The 19,539-nt window shown below is 70.4% G+C and carries 15 protein-coding genes and 2 pseudogenes; 10 read left to right on the plus strand and 7 right to left on the minus strand.

Annotation, left to right across the window (positions count from 1 at the left end; genetic code table 11):
* Positions 1 to 14: 14 nt before the first annotated feature.
* On the minus strand, positions 15 to 806 hold the full coding sequence (locus tag OG247_RS41205; RefSeq protein WP_327257082.1) for a PIG-L deacetylase family protein: 792 nt from the start codon (positions 804 to 806) through the stop codon (positions 15 to 17).
* Positions 807 to 1,123: 317 nt separating this feature from the next.
* Between OG247_RS41205 and OG247_RS41210 the strand changes: the two genes are divergently transcribed.
* Together OG247_RS41210 and OG247_RS41215 are read left to right on the plus strand one after the other, a co-directional pair.
* Entirely contained in the window at positions 1,124 to 2,353 is a 1,230-nt protein-coding gene (locus tag OG247_RS41210; RefSeq protein WP_327257083.1) for an NAD(P)/FAD-dependent oxidoreductase, read from the plus strand.
* An 18-nt stretch (positions 2,354 to 2,371) separates the two neighbouring features.
* Positions 2,372 to 3,325 (plus strand): sigma-70 family RNA polymerase sigma factor, encoded by a 954-nt coding sequence (locus tag OG247_RS41215; RefSeq protein ID WP_327257084.1) that lies wholly within the window; start codon positions 2,372 to 2,374, stop codon positions 3,323 to 3,325.
* A gap of 78 nt (positions 3,326 to 3,403) precedes the next feature.
* Here OG247_RS41215 and OG247_RS41220 read toward each other — a convergent pair whose 3' ends face one another.
* Positions 3,404 to 3,844, minus strand: a complete 441-nt coding sequence (locus OG247_RS41220) for a DUF6223 family protein (protein WP_327257085.1) — start codon at positions 3,842 to 3,844, stop codon at positions 3,404 to 3,406.
* Positions 3,845 to 4,041: 197 nt separating this feature from the next.
* Between OG247_RS41220 and OG247_RS41225 the strand changes: the two genes are divergently transcribed.
* Positions 4,042 to 5,169, plus strand: coding sequence for a sensor histidine kinase (locus OG247_RS41225; RefSeq protein WP_327257086.1), 1,128 nt, complete (start codon positions 4,042 to 4,044; stop codon positions 5,167 to 5,169).
* Positions 5,166 to 5,839 (plus strand): annotated as a pseudogene (locus OG247_RS41230) (response regulator). Before OG247_RS41225 ends, OG247_RS41230 begins: the two are co-directional and overlap by 4 nt.
* An 84-nt stretch (positions 5,840 to 5,923) precedes the next feature.
* Here OG247_RS41230 and OG247_RS41235 read toward each other — a convergent pair.
* Entirely contained in the window at positions 5,924 to 7,051 is a 1,128-nt protein-coding gene (locus OG247_RS41235) for a hypothetical protein (RefSeq protein ID WP_327257087.1), read from the minus strand.
* A gap of 636 nt (positions 7,052 to 7,687) precedes the next feature.
* Here OG247_RS41235 and OG247_RS41240 point away from each other — a divergent pair.
* The 5 genes and pseudogenes from OG247_RS41240 to OG247_RS41260 all read left to right on the plus strand — a co-directional run bounded on the left by OG247_RS41240 (position 7,688) and on the right by OG247_RS41260 (position 12,905).
* Positions 7,688 to 7,846, plus strand: coding sequence for a hypothetical protein (locus tag OG247_RS41240; RefSeq protein WP_327257088.1), 159 nt, complete (start codon positions 7,688 to 7,690; stop codon positions 7,844 to 7,846).
* Between the two features lie 315 nt (positions 7,847 to 8,161).
* Positions 8,162 to 8,683, plus strand: coding sequence for a hypothetical protein (locus tag OG247_RS41245; protein WP_327257089.1), 522 nt, complete (start codon positions 8,162 to 8,164; stop codon positions 8,681 to 8,683).
* A 1,080-nt stretch (positions 8,684 to 9,763) separates the two neighbouring features.
* Positions 9,764 to 11,374 carry a hypothetical protein gene (locus OG247_RS41250; RefSeq protein WP_327257090.1) on the plus strand — a complete coding sequence of 537 codons (1,611 nt, stop codon included), beginning with the start codon at positions 9,764 to 9,766 and terminating at the stop codon, positions 11,372 to 11,374.
* A 188-nt stretch (positions 11,375 to 11,562) separates the two neighbouring features.
* Positions 11,563 to 11,922 (plus strand): annotated as a pseudogene (locus tag OG247_RS41255) (aldo/keto reductase); the annotation flags it as partial.
* Positions 11,923 to 12,053: 131 nt separating this feature from the next.
* Entirely contained in the window at positions 12,054 to 12,905 is an 852-nt protein-coding gene (locus tag OG247_RS41260; protein WP_327257091.1) for an aldo/keto reductase, read from the plus strand.
* Positions 12,906 to 12,963: 58 nt separating this feature from the next.
* Here OG247_RS41260 and OG247_RS41265 read toward each other — a convergent pair whose 3' ends face one another.
* The 3 genes from OG247_RS41265 to OG247_RS41275 all read right to left on the minus strand — a co-directional run bounded on the left by OG247_RS41265 (position 12,964) and on the right by OG247_RS41275 (position 17,811).
* Positions 12,964 to 16,167, minus strand: a complete 3,204-nt coding sequence (locus OG247_RS41265) for a tetratricopeptide repeat protein (protein ID WP_327257092.1) — start codon at positions 16,165 to 16,167, stop codon at positions 12,964 to 12,966.
* A 70-nt stretch (positions 16,168 to 16,237) separates the two neighbouring features.
* A complete protein-coding gene (locus tag OG247_RS41270; RefSeq protein ID WP_327257093.1) occupies positions 16,238 to 16,567 on the minus strand; it encodes a trypco2 family protein in 330 nt (109 codons plus the stop codon).
* Between the two features lie 581 nt (positions 16,568 to 17,148).
* Positions 17,149 to 17,811, minus strand: coding sequence for a pyridoxamine 5'-phosphate oxidase family protein (locus OG247_RS41275; protein ID WP_327257094.1), 663 nt, complete (start codon positions 17,809 to 17,811; stop codon positions 17,149 to 17,151).
* A gap of 294 nt (positions 17,812 to 18,105) precedes the next feature.
* On the opposite strand from OG247_RS41275, the gene OG247_RS41280 reads away from it, so the two are divergent.
* Positions 18,106 to 18,687: a dihydrofolate reductase family protein gene (locus OG247_RS41280; RefSeq protein ID WP_327257095.1), complete on the plus strand. Its 582-nt coding sequence runs from the start codon at positions 18,106 to 18,108 to the stop codon at positions 18,685 to 18,687.
* A 234-nt stretch (positions 18,688 to 18,921) separates the two neighbouring features.
* Here OG247_RS41280 and OG247_RS41285 read toward each other — a convergent pair whose 3' ends face one another.
* Entirely contained in the window at positions 18,922 to 19,128 is a 207-nt protein-coding gene (locus OG247_RS41285; RefSeq protein WP_327257096.1) for a hypothetical protein, read from the minus strand.
* Positions 19,129 to 19,539 lie beyond the last annotated feature (411 nt).

Consider the following 19,539-nt stretch of genomic DNA (forward strand, 5'->3'; position numbering starts at 1 on the left):
GGCTGGGACCGGGCCTACTGCTCCCAGGGTGGCTTCCCCTCGAATGCCAGGTGGTGTACGTCGAAGAGGACCGCCGCCTCGACACCGAGCGCGGGGCCGCCCATCCGCGCCGCCCAGGTCAGGAACGGCCGGGGTTCGAAGCTCTGCTCTCCCAGCCCGCTGGTGTATTCGGCGTGGGCGGACAGCGAGGCGATGCCGCGTTCCAGGGGTTCCCCGGTGACGTCCACGGCATGGGTGGGGCGTTCGGGGCCGGCCATGCACACCAGGCGGACGCCGCCCCAGGGCTCGAGGCCTTCGTCGGCCAGTTCCGGGAAGATCCAGCGGTTGCCCGCGTCCCTCGCGGCGTCCAGGGTCGCGAGTCCGACCGCGCGGTGATCGGCCTGGTTGGTGACACCGGCGATCATCCGTACGGTGAACGCGCCTGTGACCACCACCTCGGGCCGGTGCCGGCGGATCGCGCGCACGATGTCGCGGCGCAGGTCGGGGCCGTACTCCACCACGCCGTCGCGATGGTCGAGGAACTCCACCGTGTCCACGCCGACCTCGCGGGCTCCGGCCCGCTCCTCGGCCTCGCGCAGCGGTCCGGCCTCGGTGGGGTGCAGACGGTCGATGCCCGCTTCCCCACGGGTGGCGAGCAGGTACGTCACCCGCTTGCCCTGAGCGGTCCAGCGGGCGACGGCCGAGGCCGCGCCGTACTCGATGTCGTCCGGATGCGCCGCCACGGCCAGACATCGCTCCCAGTCCTCCGGAAGCGGCGGCAGCTGGCTCTGCGGGCCGAACGCGCCCGTTTCATCTCGCGTCGTCATGCACCGATAGTGGCGGCCCGTCTCCCCCGATCCGCAGAGGCGCGCGCTGTGCCGATCCTCCCGCGCCCACGGGTCGGCGGTCCGCACGACGAGGCTGCCGCCTACTGCAGAAGGGGCGCCGGAGTCCAGTAGCCCCCTCGCACAGCCAGGAGCAGTCACTCCGGATGAATATGAGGTGGTGCTCTGCACATCAATGGGCGGCACCGACACCTTTACCGACCTGTGACCCACCTCACATCCAGTTCCTGTCAGGAATCGGGCCGCTGTCCCGCTCAAGTCACCGAGAGCCCAGCGGAGCGAACCGACAGGAGCACCACATGAAGCACCGCATCGTCGTCCTCGGCGCCGGCTATGCCGGAACCTACGTGGCTGGGAACCTGGCCCGCCGGCTGTCTCCGGCGGACACCGAGATCACCGTGGTCAACGCCGTGCCGGACTTCGTCGAGCGGCTACGGCTGCACCAGGTCGCGGCCGGCGGTCAGATGGAAACCCAGAGCCTCGCCGACATCTTCGCGGGTACGGGGGTACGGCTGCACCTGGCGCGTGTCACCGCTGTCGACCCCGAGCGCCAGGTCGTCATCACTGTGGCCGGCGCCGACGGGGGTGGGGAACTCGGCTACGACACGCTTCTCTACGCGCTCGGCAGCCACGGTGACGACCGGAGCGTCCCCGGGGTGGCCGAGCATGCCTTCGACGTCGCCGCCCGGCCTTCGGCGTTGCGCCTGCGCGAGCGTTTGGACGGCCTGCGGGGAAGCGGGAAGGTGGTCGTAGTCGGCGACGGGCTGACCGGCATCGAGACCGCCACCGAAATCGCCGAATCCCGGCCCGGCCTGTCGGTGGTGCTGGTCGCCCGCGGAGAGCTGGGCGCCCAGCTCTCCGCCGGAGCCCGAAGCCACCTGCGTCGGGCCTGCGACCGGCTGGGCATCACCGTTCTGGAGCACACCAGCGTCGAAGCCGTCGAAGCGGCACGGGTCCTGTGCGCCGACGGCGCCGCCGTAGCGTCCGACGCCACGGTGTGGACGGCAGGGTTCGCGGTCAACCCGATAGCTGCCGCTGCCGGTCTGGAGGTCACCGGGAACGGCCGGATCGTCGTCGACCGCACCATGCGCTCGCTCTCCCACCCGAACGTCTACGCGGCCGGCGACAGCGTCCATGCCATCGGCGACAACGGCAGGCCGCTGCCGATGTCCTGCGCCACGGCCGGCTACACCGGAATGCAGGCCATCAAGGCCATCGTGGGACGCCTGACCGCCAGCAAGATCGGACACGTCAAGCTGGGCTACCCGGGCAACCACATCAGCCTCGGTCGGCAGGACGGGATCCTGCACATGGTCGACCACGAAGGAGGGGCGAAGCCGAGGTACATGGGCGGCCGGAAGGCCGCACGGATCAAGGCGGGCATCCTCAGGATGTCGCTGTGGGCCAACTCGCACCCGACCTTCTGCATGCCCAAGCGCAAGCGTCACCTGGCCGGCGCGCCGGATCTGTTCGCCGCGAGGGCGCTCCCGTACGCGCCGGACGCCCCAGCCGACAAGGCGGTCGCGTAGCCGCTTAGGGTGATCCACATGGACAGCACCGCCAGTGATCGCTTCGACACCGGTCGGTTCGAGGCCAGTCGAAACCGACTGGCCTCGCTCGCGTACCGTCTGCTCGGCTCGGCCTCCGACGCCGAAGACGCCGTTCAGGACGCGTTCCTGCGCTGGCAAGCAGCGGACAGGGAAAGGATCGAGACGCCGGAAGCGTGGCTGACCAAGGTCGTCACCAACCTGTGCCTCGACCGGCTCCGCTCGGCGCAGGTGCGCCACGAGCGAGCGGTCGGCGCTTGGCTGCCCGAACCGCTCCTCGACGGCGATCCGATGCTCGGCCCGGCCGACACCTTCGAGCAGCGCGAATCGGTGTCCTTGGCCGTGCTGACCCTGATGGAGCGCCTCTCACCGGTCGAGCGGGCCGTCTACGTCCTGCGCGAGGCCTTCTCGTACGGCCACGCCGAGATGGCCCAGATCCTCGACATCACCGAGTCGGCGAGCCAGCAGCATGTCCACCGGGCCCGGATCCGGATTGCCGCCGAGCGCCGCCGGGGCGGTGAGGCCGACCCGGCCTCCGCGCGTCGGGTCGTCGAGGAGTTCCTCGCCGCCGCCGCGTCGGGGCGGACCGAGCGGCTGGTGGCGTTGCTCACCGACGACGTGATGGCACTCTCGGACGGCGCAGGGTTGGCCAAGCGGCTGTTGCAGTACAGGACGCCAGAGCAGGTTGCCTCCCACGTGCGGGCCGGCTTCAAGCCGACGCCGGCGAAACGGCGGCTGGCAGGCGGCTCACCCACGTTCCATTTCGCGCTGGTCAACGGCTCCCCGGCCGTCCTCGCCGTGATCGACCACCGGGTCGTGGGCGCCGTGGTGTTCGAAGTCCGTGACGGAAAGGTCGCGTCCCTGCGCGGCATCGCCGCAGCCGGCCGGCTTGGGCGCCTCAACGAGGCGTGGCAGCAGCACGAACCCGACGCGCCGGCCCTCGCCGCATGGTGACCGACTCGGCCGACCAGGTCTCCGGTCGTACCTACCCCGCTGCTACGTCCGCAGAGCCTGACAGCGCCGGTCAGCCGGTCAGCCGGTGCGGCGGGAGCGGGAAAGGGCCCGCCAGCCGAGCCCTGTGCCGATCAGTCCCAGAAGCAGGGCCACGTAGGCCCCGCCGAGTCCGTCTCCGGTGCCGAGTCCACCGTCGGCGGTGGCCGCGACCATCCCGCCGAGGGTTGTGGCGATCAGCGCCGCGACCACGGCCGCCTTGGCCCCGACCGCCCCGACCGCCCCGACCGCCCCGCTGGCGACGCCGAGGCGGCCGGCGGGCCGGGTCAGCGCGAGCACGGCGATGACCACGGCGACCAGCCCCAGCAGCCCGCCGATGGTGGCGCCGAGCCTGCCGACGCTGAACTCGGTGACTCCGACCGCGACGTGCCGGACCGAGGCGTGCGCCGCCGCCGGCGCGGCAAGACCGAGCCCGGTGAGCAGGGCGGTCGCGGAGACGGCGAACAGGCGACGAGCGGACATCAGAGTGCTCCTTCTCTTCCCACGACTGGATGTGGTCCGAGCATGTCGGCCGGGCCCCTGGCAGGTCGTCCAGCAGACGCAGACACTTCGCGCCACCACGGACGCGGCAGGTGCTGCCGAGCTACTGCGCGCGTGGTAGCGGCCCGCTCGTCCTCGAGCGGGATTCGCCCGCGCCGGCCTCGGGCTACGGTGCGCGCATGAACATAGGACGGTTCCGCGTACGGGCCGGGGTCAGGGACCGGCTGATCGCCGTAGGCGTGGCGGCGGCGCTGCTGGTCACCGGTCTGTCCGGCCGGCATTCCGGCACCGGCCTGGACCTCTTCGGCTACGTGTTGCTCGTGGTCGGCGGCCTGGCCCTGGCCGCGGGCCGCCGGGCTCCGGTCGCCGTCCTCGCCGTCACCGGGCTCTGTGCGGTGGGCTACCAGGCGGCGGGCTTCGACGTGGCCGCCGTCGCATTCCTCTTCGCGGTGTACGCGGCCATGCGGGCGGGACACCGCCTCGTCACAGTGACGGTGAGCGTGGCCGTGCTGTCAGCGCTCCCCGTCGCGGCCCTGGCCTCGGGCCTGCACGACACGGGCGAGGCCTTCGCGCAGGCCCGCGGCGCCCTCCAGATCGCTTGGCTCATCGCCGCCGGCGCCGCCGGTGAAGCCCTCCGGCAGGCCGAGCAGCGGGCCGACGAAGCCGAGCGCACCCGGGAGGAGACGGCGCGGCGCCGCGCCGGCGAGGAGCGGCTGCACATCGCGCGGGAGCTGCACGATTCGCTCACCCACCAGATATCGGTGATCAAGGTGCAGTCCGAAGCCGCCGCCCACGTGGCCCGCAAACGTGGAGAGGAGGTACCGCAGGCCCTCCTGGCGATCCGGGAGGCCGGCCGGGAGGCGTCCCGCGAACTCCGTGCCACCCTGGAGGCACTGCGCGACGACGACACCACCCCGCCGCCCGGACTCGACCACGTCACCGAACTCGTCGAGCGGGCCGGCGGGACGGGTCTGGAGACGAAGCTGACGATCGAGGGGGAGCGGCATGACGTCCCGGCCGCAGTGGGCCGCACCGTCTACCGGATCGTCCAGGAGTCCCTCACCAACATCGCCCGTCACGCGGACGCGACCACGGCAGCGGTCCGCATCGACTACCGCCCGGACGCCGTCGCCCTCCAGGTCGACGACAACGGCAAGGCCACACCGGACACCGCCCCCGTGCCCGGCATGGGACTGCTCGGGATGCGAGAACGCGTCACCGCCCTCGGAGGACATCTCCGGGCAGCACCGCGAGGCGAAGGCGGCTTCACCGTCCAGGCCGAACTCCCTGTGGAACGAGCATCATGATCCGTGTCCTGCTGGTCGACGACCAGCCGCTCATTCGCAGCGGATTCCGCGCGTTCCTCGACCTCGAGGACGACATCGAGGTGGTGGCCGAAGCCGCCAACGGTCAGGAGGGCCTGGCGCTGGCCGGAGAGCACCTGCCCGATATCGCGCTCATCGACATCCAGATGCCGGTCATGGACGGCATCGAGGCGACCCGGCGCATCGCAGCCGACCTGCCCTCGAAGGAATCCACGTCGTCATCCTGACCAACTACGGCCTGGACGAACACGTTTTCAACGCCCTGCGTGCCGGAGCCGCCGGATTCCTCGTCAAGGACATCTACCCGGAGGACTTCCTCCACGCCGTACGGGTCGCCGCCCGCGGCGACGCTCTCCTCGCACCCTCGATCACCCGCAAGCTGATCAACCGGTACGTCACCCAGCCGCTCCCCACCGACAATGTCACGGCCTTGGAAGACCTGACCGGCCGCGAACGCGAGGCCGTTGTCCTGGTCGCCCAGGGCCTGTCCAACGACGAGATCGTGGCTCGCATGGCGATCAGCCCCCTGACCGCGAAAACCCACGTCAACCGGGCCATGACCAGACTCCACGCCCGCGACCGCGCCCAGCTCGTGGTCCTCGCCTACGAATCCGGCCTGGTCACGCCCCACAACTCCGGTGTTGGTGATTGAGCCGGCGGCGCGGGCAGGAGGCGAACCTCCCGCGCCGGGTCGGCCTTGGGGGCAGGCTGGTCAACGTGGACGGGGCCCGGAGTCCTAACGCCAGATGACCGCGTGCTCGGGGACGTCCCAGTAGGAGACGCGGCCGAGGATCTGACCGGCGTTGTTGATCGTCAGCGCCAGGGAGTTCTTCAACACCCGGCCCGGCGTCTCGTCGGGCAGGAGGGTGGCGTTCCCGGTGGTGTCCCAGACGGCGGCGCGCTGGTCGGAGCTTCCGACGGCCAGGCCCGGGTCGTTGAGTGCGTGCACACTGCGCCAGGAAGTGCCGGGGACGGGCTTCATCACGACCATGCCGCCGCTGTTGTCCCACCGCACGGTCTCGATGCGGTCGCCGATCTTGGTGGAGCCGAGGACCACGTCGCGGTTGTTCACCTCGTAGGCACCGCTGCCGTCGGACGCTCCCGCCATGACGCGGAAGACGCAGCAGCGCAACGCCCGGGCCGCCCGGTAGCCGCCCGCGACCGGGTCGTAGGTGTCGCCGGCGACCGTTCCGCGGTTGTTGATGTCCCTCGCGGTTGCCGGAGAGGGGAACGGGCCGGCGCCCAAGTACATGACCTTGCCGTTCGCGTCCCAGCGCACCGCGGACGTGTTGCTCGTGCCGGCGAAGCGGGCGGAACCGATGATCTCCCCGTTGTCGTTGACCCGGGTCGCGAGGCTGCCGACGGAGTGGAGCGGCTGCTCCTGGAAGGTGGGCTTGCCGTCGCGGTCCCAGCGGACGGCCCAGGTGGTGCTGTAGAGGGACGCCGTGCCGATCGCCACGTGCTGGTTGTTGATGTCCTCGACGATGCTCTGCAGGTAGCCCTCGGGTTCCTGGAGACGCTTCGGTGTGCCGGAGGCGTCCCATGTCACGGCATGCTGCTTGCCGTCGGGCGTATAGGCGCTACCGCCGATGATCCCGTCGTCGTTGACGGCCCTCGGCGACAGCCAGTCACCGCCGAGGCCGCTGAGGGGGGTAACGGTTCCGTCGGGCGCCCACCGGACCTGGACGAACTTCTCGCCCCGGGCGTCGCGGGCCGAACCGACGACGTGGCCGGCGTCGCTCAACAACTCGGCCGCCGTCGACGCGTAACCTTCCGGCGGCTGCAGTTCGTACATCACCCGGCCGGCTGCGCCCGCGCCCTGCGCGGGCCCCATCGGCAGCATGGCCGCCACCGTCAGAGCCACCGTTGCCACGGTACGTAACATCAACTCCCCCTCCACACAAGCGAACGGGGCGCAACGCGGTACCCGCCCCGGACACATTCTGGGCCAGCGGCATGTCCCCGCAAAGGACACCACTCCCACCATCGCCGGGCCGGCATGACGACCAGGACGTCCCCGCTCTTGCCTTCTACCCGGCCGCGGCCGGGCCACGGCGGACAGCAACGGTCGCCGTCCTCGCCACCGCTCCGGGGAGCGTCGATCGTCGCCTCCGTTGCCCGAGCCCACGGCACCCACGCTGAGGCAGAGGCCAACCCGAACGGCGGCCTAGCCATGAGAATGCCGCCCCCGTTGCGAACCGGGAACAGCGATGGCGCGGCACCCGGCCCAGGCTCTCTGATCCTTGCTCGTCCCGACCGTGGGAGACCTCGACCAGCGGCGCTGCGACGTACGGCCGGTCGCGATTCACGCTTGGGAATCGAACACCTCGGTCACTGGCTCCCGAGGGCATCGTGGACGGCGACGCGGTCACCTTCGCCTTCGTTCCCGAGGAGGCCGGGAACCGTGCCAACTTCGGGCTTGTCGTACGGGCCTTGCGCTTGCGACTATCGCAACTGCGGTCCCGCCGACCGGGTGGGCCGCAACCACATGGGGGAACGTATGCGCGTCTCACGCCTGCTCGCCGCTGCTGTACTCACCGCGCTCGCCGCCGGCATCGCCGTTCAGCTGGGCGAGTCCGCCGGCCAGGCCGACTCTCCGGCGCAGCTCGGCTACATCAACATCAACACCCAGGTGATCCCCTCGCAGCAGCCGGCCTGAGCTGTTCGTAGCCCCAGGCGGCTGCCACCGCCCGGTGTCGCCGCCCGCGATTGATCGGCCAGTCGAGCCCGAGTACGACAGGAACACCTCGAGCTTGACCGCGCTCCCGCCCCTCAGCGCCTCCCCCCGGGCCCGGCCCCGGCCGCCCGCTCCGGCCGAGGAACCGACAAGCCCGCCACCCGCTACGACGTCGGACGAGCCCTGGCCACCGGCGAGCCCTACACCCGACGCGCACACCACAAGGTCGGCACCAAACCCGACGCAGCTCAGAACCGAGTGCGGCAGCGTGAACCTCCGGGCCGACAGCATGGAATCGTGCGACGCTTCATCGGCCAACAGAGCGACGAGCGGGAACGAAGGACGATGGAATACATCAATCTGGATGCACAGGTCGGCAACCTGTCAGGCGTCCTGTCCCCGGCTCGATACCTGGAGTACCTACCGTCGATGGCTGACCAGCTGCCGGCCGGGGCCCGGAGATTCGCGACCGCGCCAGAGCACTACGACTTCTCCAGCAAGCGGTGTGTGAAAGACCTGGAGGTCCAGCACATCCGCGGCGTCGGAGCCGATGACCAGCGGATGGAGATCCAGTTCCGGCACAACTGCTGGAAGCACGACGAAGACCTGGTCATCCGCTACGTCGGTGTCACCAGCTTCGATGGCGGAAGTATCGAGGACAACGACTGGGCGACCGCAGGGACGGCAGTCCTCGACGAGATCCTGCCGCACCGGAACGGCTGCAGTCACGAGATCGCGTTCTGGAACGGCTCACTCACCGTCGTCTGCCATGACCTCGTCGCGACCTGGACCCCGGCTGGCTGCCCCGACAACTCGTAGACCAGCAGGCCCCCCGCTTGCCCCGGCCCCCCGCTTGCCCAGGTCAAACGGCACGCTGAGGAAGCCACACAGGCCGCTGAGATGCCAGTCGTCCCGGTACTGCGCGAGGGCCTACCCGCCCGCCTGGAAGGCGGCTGCCCCCCGTCCGGAGGTGTGGTTGGTCGCGGGCGTCTTCGCTGCCTGCGGCGGGGCCCGTACGGCCTTGACGCCGAGTTCGCCGAGCCGCTCGCGCTGTTCGTCGCCGAGCCTGACCCCCAGTCTCGGCGTTGCGAGTCGAGCCAGCGTCCGATGTCGTCGCCGTGTCGGGTCGCCCCGGGGGACGATCACGGTCAGGCGGGCGCCGTCGGCGCGGGGCTGGGCGAGTAGGCGTAGTGCCGTTTCCAGTCCACCGGCCAGCCGCTCTCGCCCGGGTTCCGGTCCGGATCGACCAAGGCGAGTGGATCGGCTCGCAGGCGGGAGCGGACCGGGTCCTTGCCCGGCCCCGCCGGGCCTGCGCACGTTCGTGAGCCGATGCCCGACCGGGCGGCCGGGGGCGCCGGCGTGCAGGGGCGCGGCCAAGGTCCCGTGGAGCTTGTAGTAGACCAGCGCTGCAGTGTTCGGAGAAGCGTCAGAAATACAGGACTTCAGCGCCCGCGGCGCAGGTGCCACGTAGCTGTCGCCGACGAGAGGGTCGCCGCCCCTGCTCGCGCCGCCACCCCTTGGTGCCGTCCGTACGAGGCCAAGCCTGGGGGAGCGGGTGAGGTTCCTGATCACCGACCGGGTGCGATCCGGCCAACGTCCGAGGCGCCGGCCGGGGTCGGCCGGCGTCGGCGGGGCGGCCGCTCACGTGGTGCGGCCGGGTCGGGGGAGCGTGGAGAGCCGGCCATCAGGCCCGGGGAGGTGTGCCGATCGCGGCGGAAACCGGTGCCTGATGCCTGCTGAATGTCAGCCCCGGGTGGTAGGTGCCTCGTCGGTAGCCGCCCGCACGGCAGCCCGGCAATTGTCATGCCCGGCCCGTAAGTTCGTACGGCCATGCGTACAACCAGGGCGCCCGCTGAGGTGTCACACCAGATGATTGCCGTTGATCGCCTGGGAGAGGTCTTGAAGAGGTTCACGTCAGCGACACTCGTCGCCGCCACCGCCGTTCTCGGCACCCTGCTCGCACCGGGAACCGCGCAGGCCGCGGATCCCGTCGACATCATGAACGTTCATGCGCGTCCTGAAGGCATCGAGGTCATGTCCCTGGGCGCCATGCCCGACTTCGTCGCCCACCTTCGCAAGAAGGGCAGCGAGACCCGGGTCAAGACCGTGGAGGAATTCACACACAGCAGCAACTGCGACACGTCCTGCGCGGAGGACTTCTACCGGTCCGGTCCGTTGGTTCTTGCCGACCTCGGCTACTACACCGTGGACGTCGAGTACAAGGGCACCGAGGGCGAGCCGATCCTCCACAAGGACGTGGCGGAACTCGACTACCGCGCGCTCGCCAGGTTCGAGAACGCCGCCGTGCCCAAGGCGGTCTCCCTCGACAGCCTGAGCACCACCGTCTCCGCCGACCTGGTCGCTCGCGATCCCCGCGACGGGAAGGGCATTCCGCTCGCGGGCAAGCAGGTGACCGTTGCCTTCGGGGACCGGTCCAAGACGGTTTCCACCGACGCCGCCGGACATCTCTCGGCGCCGGTGGACTTCACGGGTACGGAGAGCTCGGCCGGGATCAGCCTCCAGCACGTCTCCGCCGACAACGGCGAGGGCCGGGCGACCGTCGCCCCCACGGTCGAGCGCCAGCAGGTGAAGATAGCCCTGGACGAAGGCTCCCGCTCGGTGACGGCCCCGTACGGCGATGACGTCACCATCGGCGGAACCATCACGCGAACCGCCAAGGACGGGACGCAGAAGCCGGTCGCCACGCCGATGAGGCTGACGATCCCCAACACCACGGTGTCCGGGTTCACGAGCGATCCCGCGGGTCGGTTCACCAAGCCCCAGAGGGTCCTGAAGTCCTCGACCTGGAAGGTCGCCGCCGCCTACCAGCAGCCGTGGCTCAACACCTCCACGACCGCCGACATCACTGCCAAGGTGACGGCGGGAACCGCCTTCACGAACGTCGCCATGAGCATGGACAAGTACCGCAACGTGTACGCGGGCGGAATCCTCGTCCAGCGCGCCACCTCGGCCGCGCCGGGCCCCGCCAAGGTCGAAGTCCAGTACTCGGCCGACGGCCGCACCGGCTGGTCCACCCGTATGACCGTGGACACCGTCATCGACCGGTACTTCACCATTCCCGCGCTGGAGAACGCGCCGGCGGACGGCTACTGGCGACTGCGGTACGCGGGCACACCCGACCTCGCCGGGTCGAACTCGGCGCGCTTCCGGCTGACCAAGACCGTGACCACCGTCGCGGAGTTCAACGCGAACCCCGAGCCGGTCCGCCAGGGCCAGTACCTCACGCTCACCGGCACGCTCAAGCAGCGGGCCGCGTCCGCCACGACCTGGCGGCCGTACGCGGCCCAGACCGTGCGCTTCTACTTCAAGCCCGCCGGGACCGGCACTTCCTACGCCTACATGGGATCGACCACGACCGCCGCCGACGGCACCTTCAGCCGGAGGTTCACCGCCACGAAGGACGGCACCTGGCAGGCCCAGTTCTACGACAACGGCACCACTCACTTCGCGAGCCGGAGCCGCGAGGACTACGTCGACGTCACCGGCTGACGGGGCTGGCCCGGCTGCTGCGCGGCAGCCGGGCCTTACCGTGCGGGTGCTCGTGCTCGTGCTCGTGAGGAGCGCCGGGCGTCGCACTTCGGACAGGCGTGCAATCAGGTGTGGAGCCAGGCGTGCAGTTCGACGTCGAGAAGAGCGGTCAGCTCGATGTGTGCGGGAGTTCCCGGTGCGGCGCGGCTACGGGTGCGGCCACGGGCGCGGGCGAGGGAGCGGAGTTGCTCGGGCGTGCGCTCAAGGGGCGCCGGGACAAGGTGGTGCTGGCCACCAAGTTCGGCCTGGTCTCGCACGGCGCAGACGGCGCCTGGAACCTGGACTCCGGCCCGGCGAACATCCGCACCGCGGTCGAGGGCTCGCTGAAGCGGCTGGGCACCGCGGTCCAGTCCGAGTACTCCCTGTTCACCCGCGGCATCGAGGAGCGCGTCCTGCCCGTCCTGCGGGAGCCGAACATCGGCCTGGTGCCGTTCTCCCCGTTGGGCCGCGGCGTCCTGACCGGCACCGTGCGTTCCACCGACCAGTTCGACGAGAACGCCGCCCGCCGCCGGCGCCACCCACACCGAGTCCCAGGCCCGGATGCTCGAACGCTGACACCGCCCCCGCGAGAGCCGGCCCGGCCCTGTTTGGAGTAACACCCCTCATGCGTGCAGCAGTGATGTAGGGAAGGATTTCCCTCATGCAGACCGTCACCCTCAGCAACGGCGTCGAGATGCCGCTCCTCGGCTTCGGCGTCTACCAGATCCCCGCCGGGGACACCGAGCGCGCCGTCTCCGAGGCCTTGGCCGCCGGCTACCGCCTGCTGGACACCGCCGCGGCCTACGGCAACGAGGAAGCCGTCGGCCGCGCCATCAAGTCCAGCGGCATCCCGCGCGAGGAGCTGTTCGTCACCACCAAGCTGTGGGTGCAGGACGCCCCCGCCCAGGACAACACCCGCCGCGCGTTCGAGACCTCCCTGAACAAGCTGGGCCTGGACCACCTCGACCTGTACCTGATGCACCAGCCCTTCGGCGACGTCTACGGCCAGTGGCGCGCCATGGAGGAGGTCAACCGCGAAGGCGTGGCCAAGGCCATCGGCGTCGCCAACTTCTACCCCGACCGGCTCATCGACCTGATTGTCAACAACGAGACAGCCCCGCAGGTCAACCAGATCGAGACCCACCCCTTCTTCCAGCGCGCCGACTACCAGGACCTCATGCGCGAGCACGGCGTGCAGATCCAGTCCTGGGGCGGCTTCGCCGAAGGCAAGAACGACCTGTTCACCCACCCGCTGCTCGCCGAGATCGGCAAGGAGTACGGCAAGTCCGTCGCCCAGGTCGTGCTGCGCTGGCTCACCCAGCGCGGCGTCGTCGCCATCCCCAAGTCCGTACGCGCCGAGCGGATGGCGGAGAACTTCGACGTCTTCGACTTCGAGCTCACCGACGAGCAGATGGCCCGGATCGCCACCCTCGACACCGGCAGCTCCCTGTTCTTCGACCACCACGACCCCGAGATGGTCACCTGGCTCGCGGGACGCCGCCTGGACGGCTGAAGGCACCGCCCTGGAGACGCGATCGCCTTCAGTGCTGTCGCAGAACGCTCACAGATGGTCAATCGTGAGAGCTGAGCGGGAGCGGATTCTCCCCGAGCCAGCGGCGCACTGCCTCCGCGTCCTTCGGGCGGCCGAGCTCGACGAGCACGGAGGCTTGCAGCTGCAGCAAAGGATGAAGTCGCGCAAGCAGGGTGGGGGTCGTGGCGATATGACGCCGGTACAGCTCCACAGCCTCCCCTGTCAGTCGTAGGACTCTGGAAAGGTCCCCCTCCATCTCGATGAGCAGCAGCCCCAGGGTGGACAGCGAGAGGGCGAGGTCGGGTTCGTAGGAGGCGGGGGTGTCGGCGGCCAGCCTGCGCCGGATCTCCACCGCCTCCTCGGCGGCGTCCAGTGCTTCCGCATGGTGTCCGGCCTCGGACAGATCGAGGCCGAGGGTGGTCAGCGCGGCGGCGAGGTCGGGTTCGTAGGAGGCGGGGTTGTCGGCGGCCAGCCTGCGCCGGATCTTGAGGGCCTGCTGGTTGGCGTCCTGGGCTTCCGCGTAGCGTCCCACCCCCGTCAGGCGGCTGCCGAGGTTGGACAGGGAGTGGGCGAGGTCGGGTTCGTAAGCGGCGGGGTTGCCGCCGGCCAGCCTGCGAACGATCTTCACGGCCTGCTGCTCGGCGTCCAGGGCTTCCGCGTGGCGTCCCACCCGACTCAGGTGGCTGCCGAGGTTGGTCAGCGAGTGAGCGAGGTCGGGTTCGTAAGTGATGGGGTTGTCGGTGGCCAGCCTGCGCCGGATCTTCACCGCCTCCTCGGCGGTGGCCAGGGCTTCAACGTCGCGTCTCGCCTCCGACAGCCGGATGCCGAGGTTGGCCAGCGAGGAGGCGAGGTCGGGTTCGTGAGCGGCGGGGTCGTCGCCGGCCAGCCTGCGAAGGATCCTCACCGCCTCCTCGCTGGCAGCCAGGGCTTCAGCGTGGCGTCCCGCCTGCGACAGTCGGCCTCCGAGGTTGGCCAGCGAGCGGGCGAGGCCGGGTTCGTAGGCGGCCGAGTTGTCGGCGGCCAGCCTGTGGAAGATCTCCACCGCTTCCTCGTTGGTGGTCAGGGCTTCCGCGTGGCGTCCCGCCTCCGACAGCCAGAGGCCGAGGGTGGTCAGTGTGTAGGCGAGGTCGGGTTCGTAGACGGCGGAGTCGTGGTCGGCGAGTTGCCGGTCGGCCTGGGCGAGTGCGGTGGAGAGCTTCAGGGCAAGGGGTGCCGTGACGCGGGAGGGGTACGGGAGCGCGACGGCCGCGTCCTGGACGGCCCGGTAGGCGAGAGGGGTGGTGTCCAGGGCCGTGTCGAGGGTGTGGAGGACGCGCTCGCTGTCGGTGGTGCGGCCGGTGTTGTAGTGGGCGATGGCGGCGCGGGCCAGGACGGTGAGGGTCTGGGCCTGCTGCGTGGGGGAGGCCGCTTCGAGGAGGGCGGGCAGCGGGAGGGCACCCGTTTCGAGGGCGCGGGAGGCGTGGTACTCGGCGACGCGGTCGGGCTGGAGGGAGCCCCAGTAGCGATTGCCGTCGGCGGGGTACAGCGCGGCCAGCCAGTCCGTGGCGGATGCCGCCCGGTGGCCGGGAAGGCCGGGAAGGACGGTGATCACCCGGACTGCTTCGTCCCGGGTGGCGGCCCCGCACAGCGCGGCGACCGCGACGGCCGCACCCAGGGTGGAGGCGTCCAGGTCGAGCTTGTAGGCGGACGCTTTCGCGCTGGCCTCCCAGAAACGGTCCTCGTGTTGGAGGAGGGTGCGCTCCGGCGGGGTGCCGGGGACCGTGTCGGTTACGGGCCGCGGTCCGTGCTGCAGGAGGCTGACCAGGGCGGTCATCTGCAGGGTGAGGGCATTGCCGTAGCGGTGCTCGTGCAGGTCGGCGGGGGGCCTGAGTTCGGGGGCGAGAGACAGCCAGTCGTGCGCGGGCAGAGTGGGGACCAGCGGCAGGAAGCGGGCGAGGTCGCCGACGGCGCGGTGAAAGGCGTCCTTCCGGTCCTTGGCGGGCCGGCCGGCGGGGATGAGCGGTGTGAGGGGGACGACGAGGGCCTCTTCGAGCAGCTCCCGTACGGCGGGAACCGCTTGGAGGGATCCGGTGCGCCAGTCTCCGTCGGAGCGGGCGAGCAGCAGGAGCCTCACCCGGTGGCGGAAGCGGTGCAGGTACGCGATCAGGCGGCGCAGGAGCCGGGGGCGGGTCTCGGCGTAGTCGACGACCAAGAGCAGGGGCAGGGCGGTGTTCAGGGTGGTGAAGTCGGGCACCACGCCGTCCATATCGTCGTTCAGGTCGGAGCGTAGGTGCCCGGTGACCCAGCCTTGCCGGCCGAAGGCGTCGGTCAGGCGGCGGGCGAGGCGGGTCTTGCCCTGTCCGCCGGGCCCGGTCATGACGTGTATCGAGAGGGAGGGCGGGCCGCCCTCGCACCACGCTTGAAGGTTGGCGAGTTCGGCGTCTCGGCCGTGGAAGGCGACGGCCTCGGTATCGGCGCGGAGCAGCGCGGCCGGGGAGCGGAAGTTGCGCTCGATCGTGGCGGGGGTGAGCAGGGCCGCCGGCTCGATGGGCTCGAGGACGGGTTCCCAGCCGGTGTGCCGGGTGACGAGAGCGCGGAAGCCGTCGTCGGCGAGTAGGGCGGCGGCCGTCGTGGCGGTCAGGCGGGTGCCGCCTCCGGCGAGGCGGTCGCGGCGTACGACGCCGCACAGGAGGTCGCCGCCGAAGCCGTCGTCTGCGAGGACGCCGGCTCCCGACATGCCCGACCACCGGCTCTCGCCAGTGGCTCCGGTGCCAGGGGTGGGGTCGGTGCCGGAAATCTCGTAGCGGCCGGCCAGGGCGCCGGTGCCGGGGACGATGCGGCCGGTCAGCTGCTCGTCCAGGCGCCGGCCGCTCTCGGCGTCCTTCTGCAGGCGGGGAAATCCGATCGCGGTGACCGGGAGGGGGCGTGTGCCGACGATGAGGCCGTACCGCTGGGGAGGCCGGGTGAGCAGGTCACCCAGGGACTGCGGCACCTGCCAGCCCTGTCCGTCCCGGATTTCGATCAGCGCCGCGTCGACGGTGTCTCCCTTGCGCTGCCAGCACACGACCGCCGGGAACTCCTGCTCGCCGGCGTCGGGCAGACTCACCGTCACCGGCTGCCCGGCGGCCGGGTCCAGGTCGTCCAGGACGTGGGCGGCCGTAAGAACCAGACGCGGGGCGAGTAGGTACCCCGACCCGAACCCCCTCGTCCTCTTCCCGTCCTTCAGCCGGGCCACCCGGATCTGCACCCGACGGTCGAACTCCACCAAACCTCCCCGCGGCTCGCCGAGCCCCCGCGCTCCCCTCGCCCCTGCCTTCCGTACGGACCCGGAGGGGCTACTCCTCGTCGCTGATGTCCACGTCCCCGCCGCCCGGCAGGTGCGGAGTCAGCTTCACCGTCAGCCTGTGCGTGTCCTTCGTGCCGCTCTCCTTCTTCCCGCCGAGGCTGATCACGCTCCACCTCAGCCCGCCGTTGACGCCCTTGGTCCCGGTCAGCTCCAGCCCGAGCTCCACCGTGATCTCTCCCAGCGTGAACAGCACCCCCTTGTCGCCGCCCTCCGCGGGGTCCACCAGCCGGCCCTGGGCCTCGGCGATCTGCTCCCTCAGCAGCGTGACCGCATCCGCCAAGTCCATCCACTGCCCATCCGCACCGTTCGTATCGGACATCGTGCTCCCCCTCCTCGGTGCCCGGGCACTTCCCGTGCCCGGATCCACCGCGACGCGCCATCCTGTCCATACAACCCCAGTGCCCCTCAACGCACAGCCCGTTGGGAGAAGACGGCAAGCCGGGCAGGCCACCGGCGAACGCCCCACGCAGAGCCCGGCGGCCTGGCTCGCCGCCCACCGGGACGAGGGGGCCGGGGTGGAACCCACGGTGGTCGACGTTGGCCCACTCGTGCCGCCACACCGGCGCCCTCGCGCACGCTGGGCGCGTGGACACCGCCCCCTCCGGCGAACGCCGCGGCGAACAGTTCGCCGGCCCCGTTGACGACCGCGGGCGGGGAGGTGAACGACGGGTCGTCGTTCACGTAGTCGACGACCTTGACGACCTGCTTGACGGCCGAGAGGCCCCGACGACGGACTTCAGGGCGGCCAGGGCGCACTGTCGCGCGCGGCGTACGCGCGGCCTGTTCGGGGGTGACCTCGGCGCCGACCTTGCCGACGTGCATCAGCTGGTCGTCGACCGTGGGCAGCTGGGGTGCTCCGTGCGGGCGCGGTTGGTTGAGGCATCGTCGCTTCTGGCGTGGTCAGTTCTGGCGGAAGCGGTGGATGGACGGGTCGTAGGAGGGGGCGGGGAAGCGGTCGCCGGTGATCGCGTCGGGGACGGGGGTGCCGGGGGTGGTGGTCAGCGGAATCCAGCCCGCCCAGGATTCAACCTGGTCGTCCTTGGGTTCGTCACGGGCGAAACCCTCGCGGACCTTCATCGAGAACTCCGTGATCGGCATGGTCAGGCAGGCGGTGTACCGGGCTTCCTCGGCGTTGGGGCGGCGGGCGGCATACGGGCCGGACAGCCGGCCGGGGATGACGCTCTCCACGACGTCGGCGAGGGCGTCGGCGCGCTCCTGCTCGTCCTCGATCGGTGTGGCGGTGCCGAAGATCATGGCGGAGCGGTAGGCGGCCGAGTGGTGGGAGGAAGCCCGGCCCAGAATCACGCCGTCGATCAGCGTCGCGGTCACGCACAGCGGTGCGCCCGATGCGGCGGTGGTGATGAAGCGGCCGAACGCGGAGCCGTGCAGGAGCAGCTGGTCACCCACCCGCATGTGAAGGGTGGGGATGACCACCGGGCCGAGATCGGTGTTGAAGCCGACATGGACGGCGAGGGCCTCGTCGAGGATCGCGTAGACAGCGTCCCGTTCGTAGGTGACCCGCTCGGGATACCGATTCGCAGTGGTGCGCGCAGTGGCCGACATTTCAGCGAATCTACGTGTTTGGCGGTGATGGTTCCGGCTGAGACGCCGCTGAATTCCCTCAAAGGACCCAACCCAACGGCGCCGACGCCAAGGACACACGCGGAGCGGGTGGTGCCCGAACGAAGCCTCATCCGGGCTCACGCCGACCCGGAATGTCGAAGCCCGGCGGCGGTTCCTGCGCGAATATCCCGGCCACGCGCTGGGCGACTGGCCGCTGCCGGCCCATTGATTTCTTACGAGAGCGACAGCTCACGGCACGCTAATTTGGGGCATCCCAAAGCAGAGGAGAGCCCCGTGGGCAGGGTGGTCATGTACAGCTCGGTGTCGGTGGACGGCTTCGTCGCGGACGAGAATGACCAGCCCGGACCACTGTTCGACTGGTTGTCCAGCGGTGACGTCCCGTTGGGCGAGAGCGGCGAGCTGAAGGTGTCGCAGACGTCCTACGACTACACCCGGCCGTACTGGGACCAGATCGGAGTCACGATCGTCGGCCGCCACGTCTTCGACCTGACGGACGGCTGGGACGGGAAGCCTCCGGGCGGGATGGACCACATGGTCGTCGTGACGCACCGGCCGGAGCCCGAGGGCTGGGACCCCGGGGCGCCGTTTCACTTCGTCGACGGCGTCGAGGCAGCCATGGCCAAGGCGCAGGAACTTGCGGGTGACCGCGTGGTGGAGGTCGCCGCCGGCGACGTCGGTGGCCAGGTGCTTGCCGCGGGCCTGATCGACGAGGTGCGCATGGACGTCGTACCCGTCGTGTTCGGGTCCGGCAAGCGCTTCTTCGGGTCGGTCCACGCGCAGCACCTGTTGGAGGATCCTGACGTGGTGATTCAGGGCAACAGGGTGCTTCACCTGCGCTATCGGGTGCGCCGTTGACCGACCCGAGTGGGTGAGGGAAGCAGTCCGCCCACTGCGAACGGTGACACAAGATCGTATCTTGGCCGACCTCCCGGAAGGGATGAGGGGCCCGCAACCGACAGCACGGTGTTCTACTCGGGCCCAGGGCCCTCGGAGCGAGCGGCCACCGAGGCTGCGACCCCTGATACCGATGGTGAAGGACGTGTCCTCTCGGGTGTGCACCCACCGAGAGGACACCCTTTCCTCCGTCGCCTACGTGATGACGGGCAGGAGGATGCCGGCCAAGGCGAGGCCGGCGGTCAGCGCGCAGAAGAAGACGAGCGCGCCCCGGTTGATGGCGGTGGTCACCGGTGCGCCGCCCAACCGGGCGGTGCCGTAGCCGAGGACGCCGATGACCGCGCACAGCACGAGGAGCACCGTGAGGGCGAGGAACAGCAGCAGGAGGGCGTGCGCGCTCACGCGGCACCTCCCTGAGGGCGGCTGTGGTGGGCCGGGTCGTTGGTGTGGGGCTCCTGCCCGTTGCCGGCGGGCGGCTTACGGTCGAGCATGGTTTCCCTCCCTTGTGAGGACCGGGGCCCGCCGGGGGACAGGTGTGGAAGCCTGCCCGGCGGGCCTTGTGGGTGCCTCCAGTTCTACGGCGCAGGGAAAATATTCACCAAGCCGGTCAATGCTTTGACCTGCACTTTCGTGACTTTGCCGAATGTCATCACGCGAACGGTCAGCACGCGCGAGGATTGTCCGGAGCCACAGAGGCGCGCGCGAGCAGGAGGACATTCGATGACTTTGACTCCGAAGCGCCGGCCCGGGCGGAAGCTGGTCGAGGACCCGGCCCGGATGGCGTACGGGCCACCGGAGGCCAACGAGCTCATC

This window comes from Streptomyces sp. NBC_01244 (assembly GCF_035987325.1).
Taxonomy (GTDB): domain Bacteria; phylum Actinomycetota; class Actinomycetes; order Streptomycetales; family Streptomycetaceae; genus Streptomyces.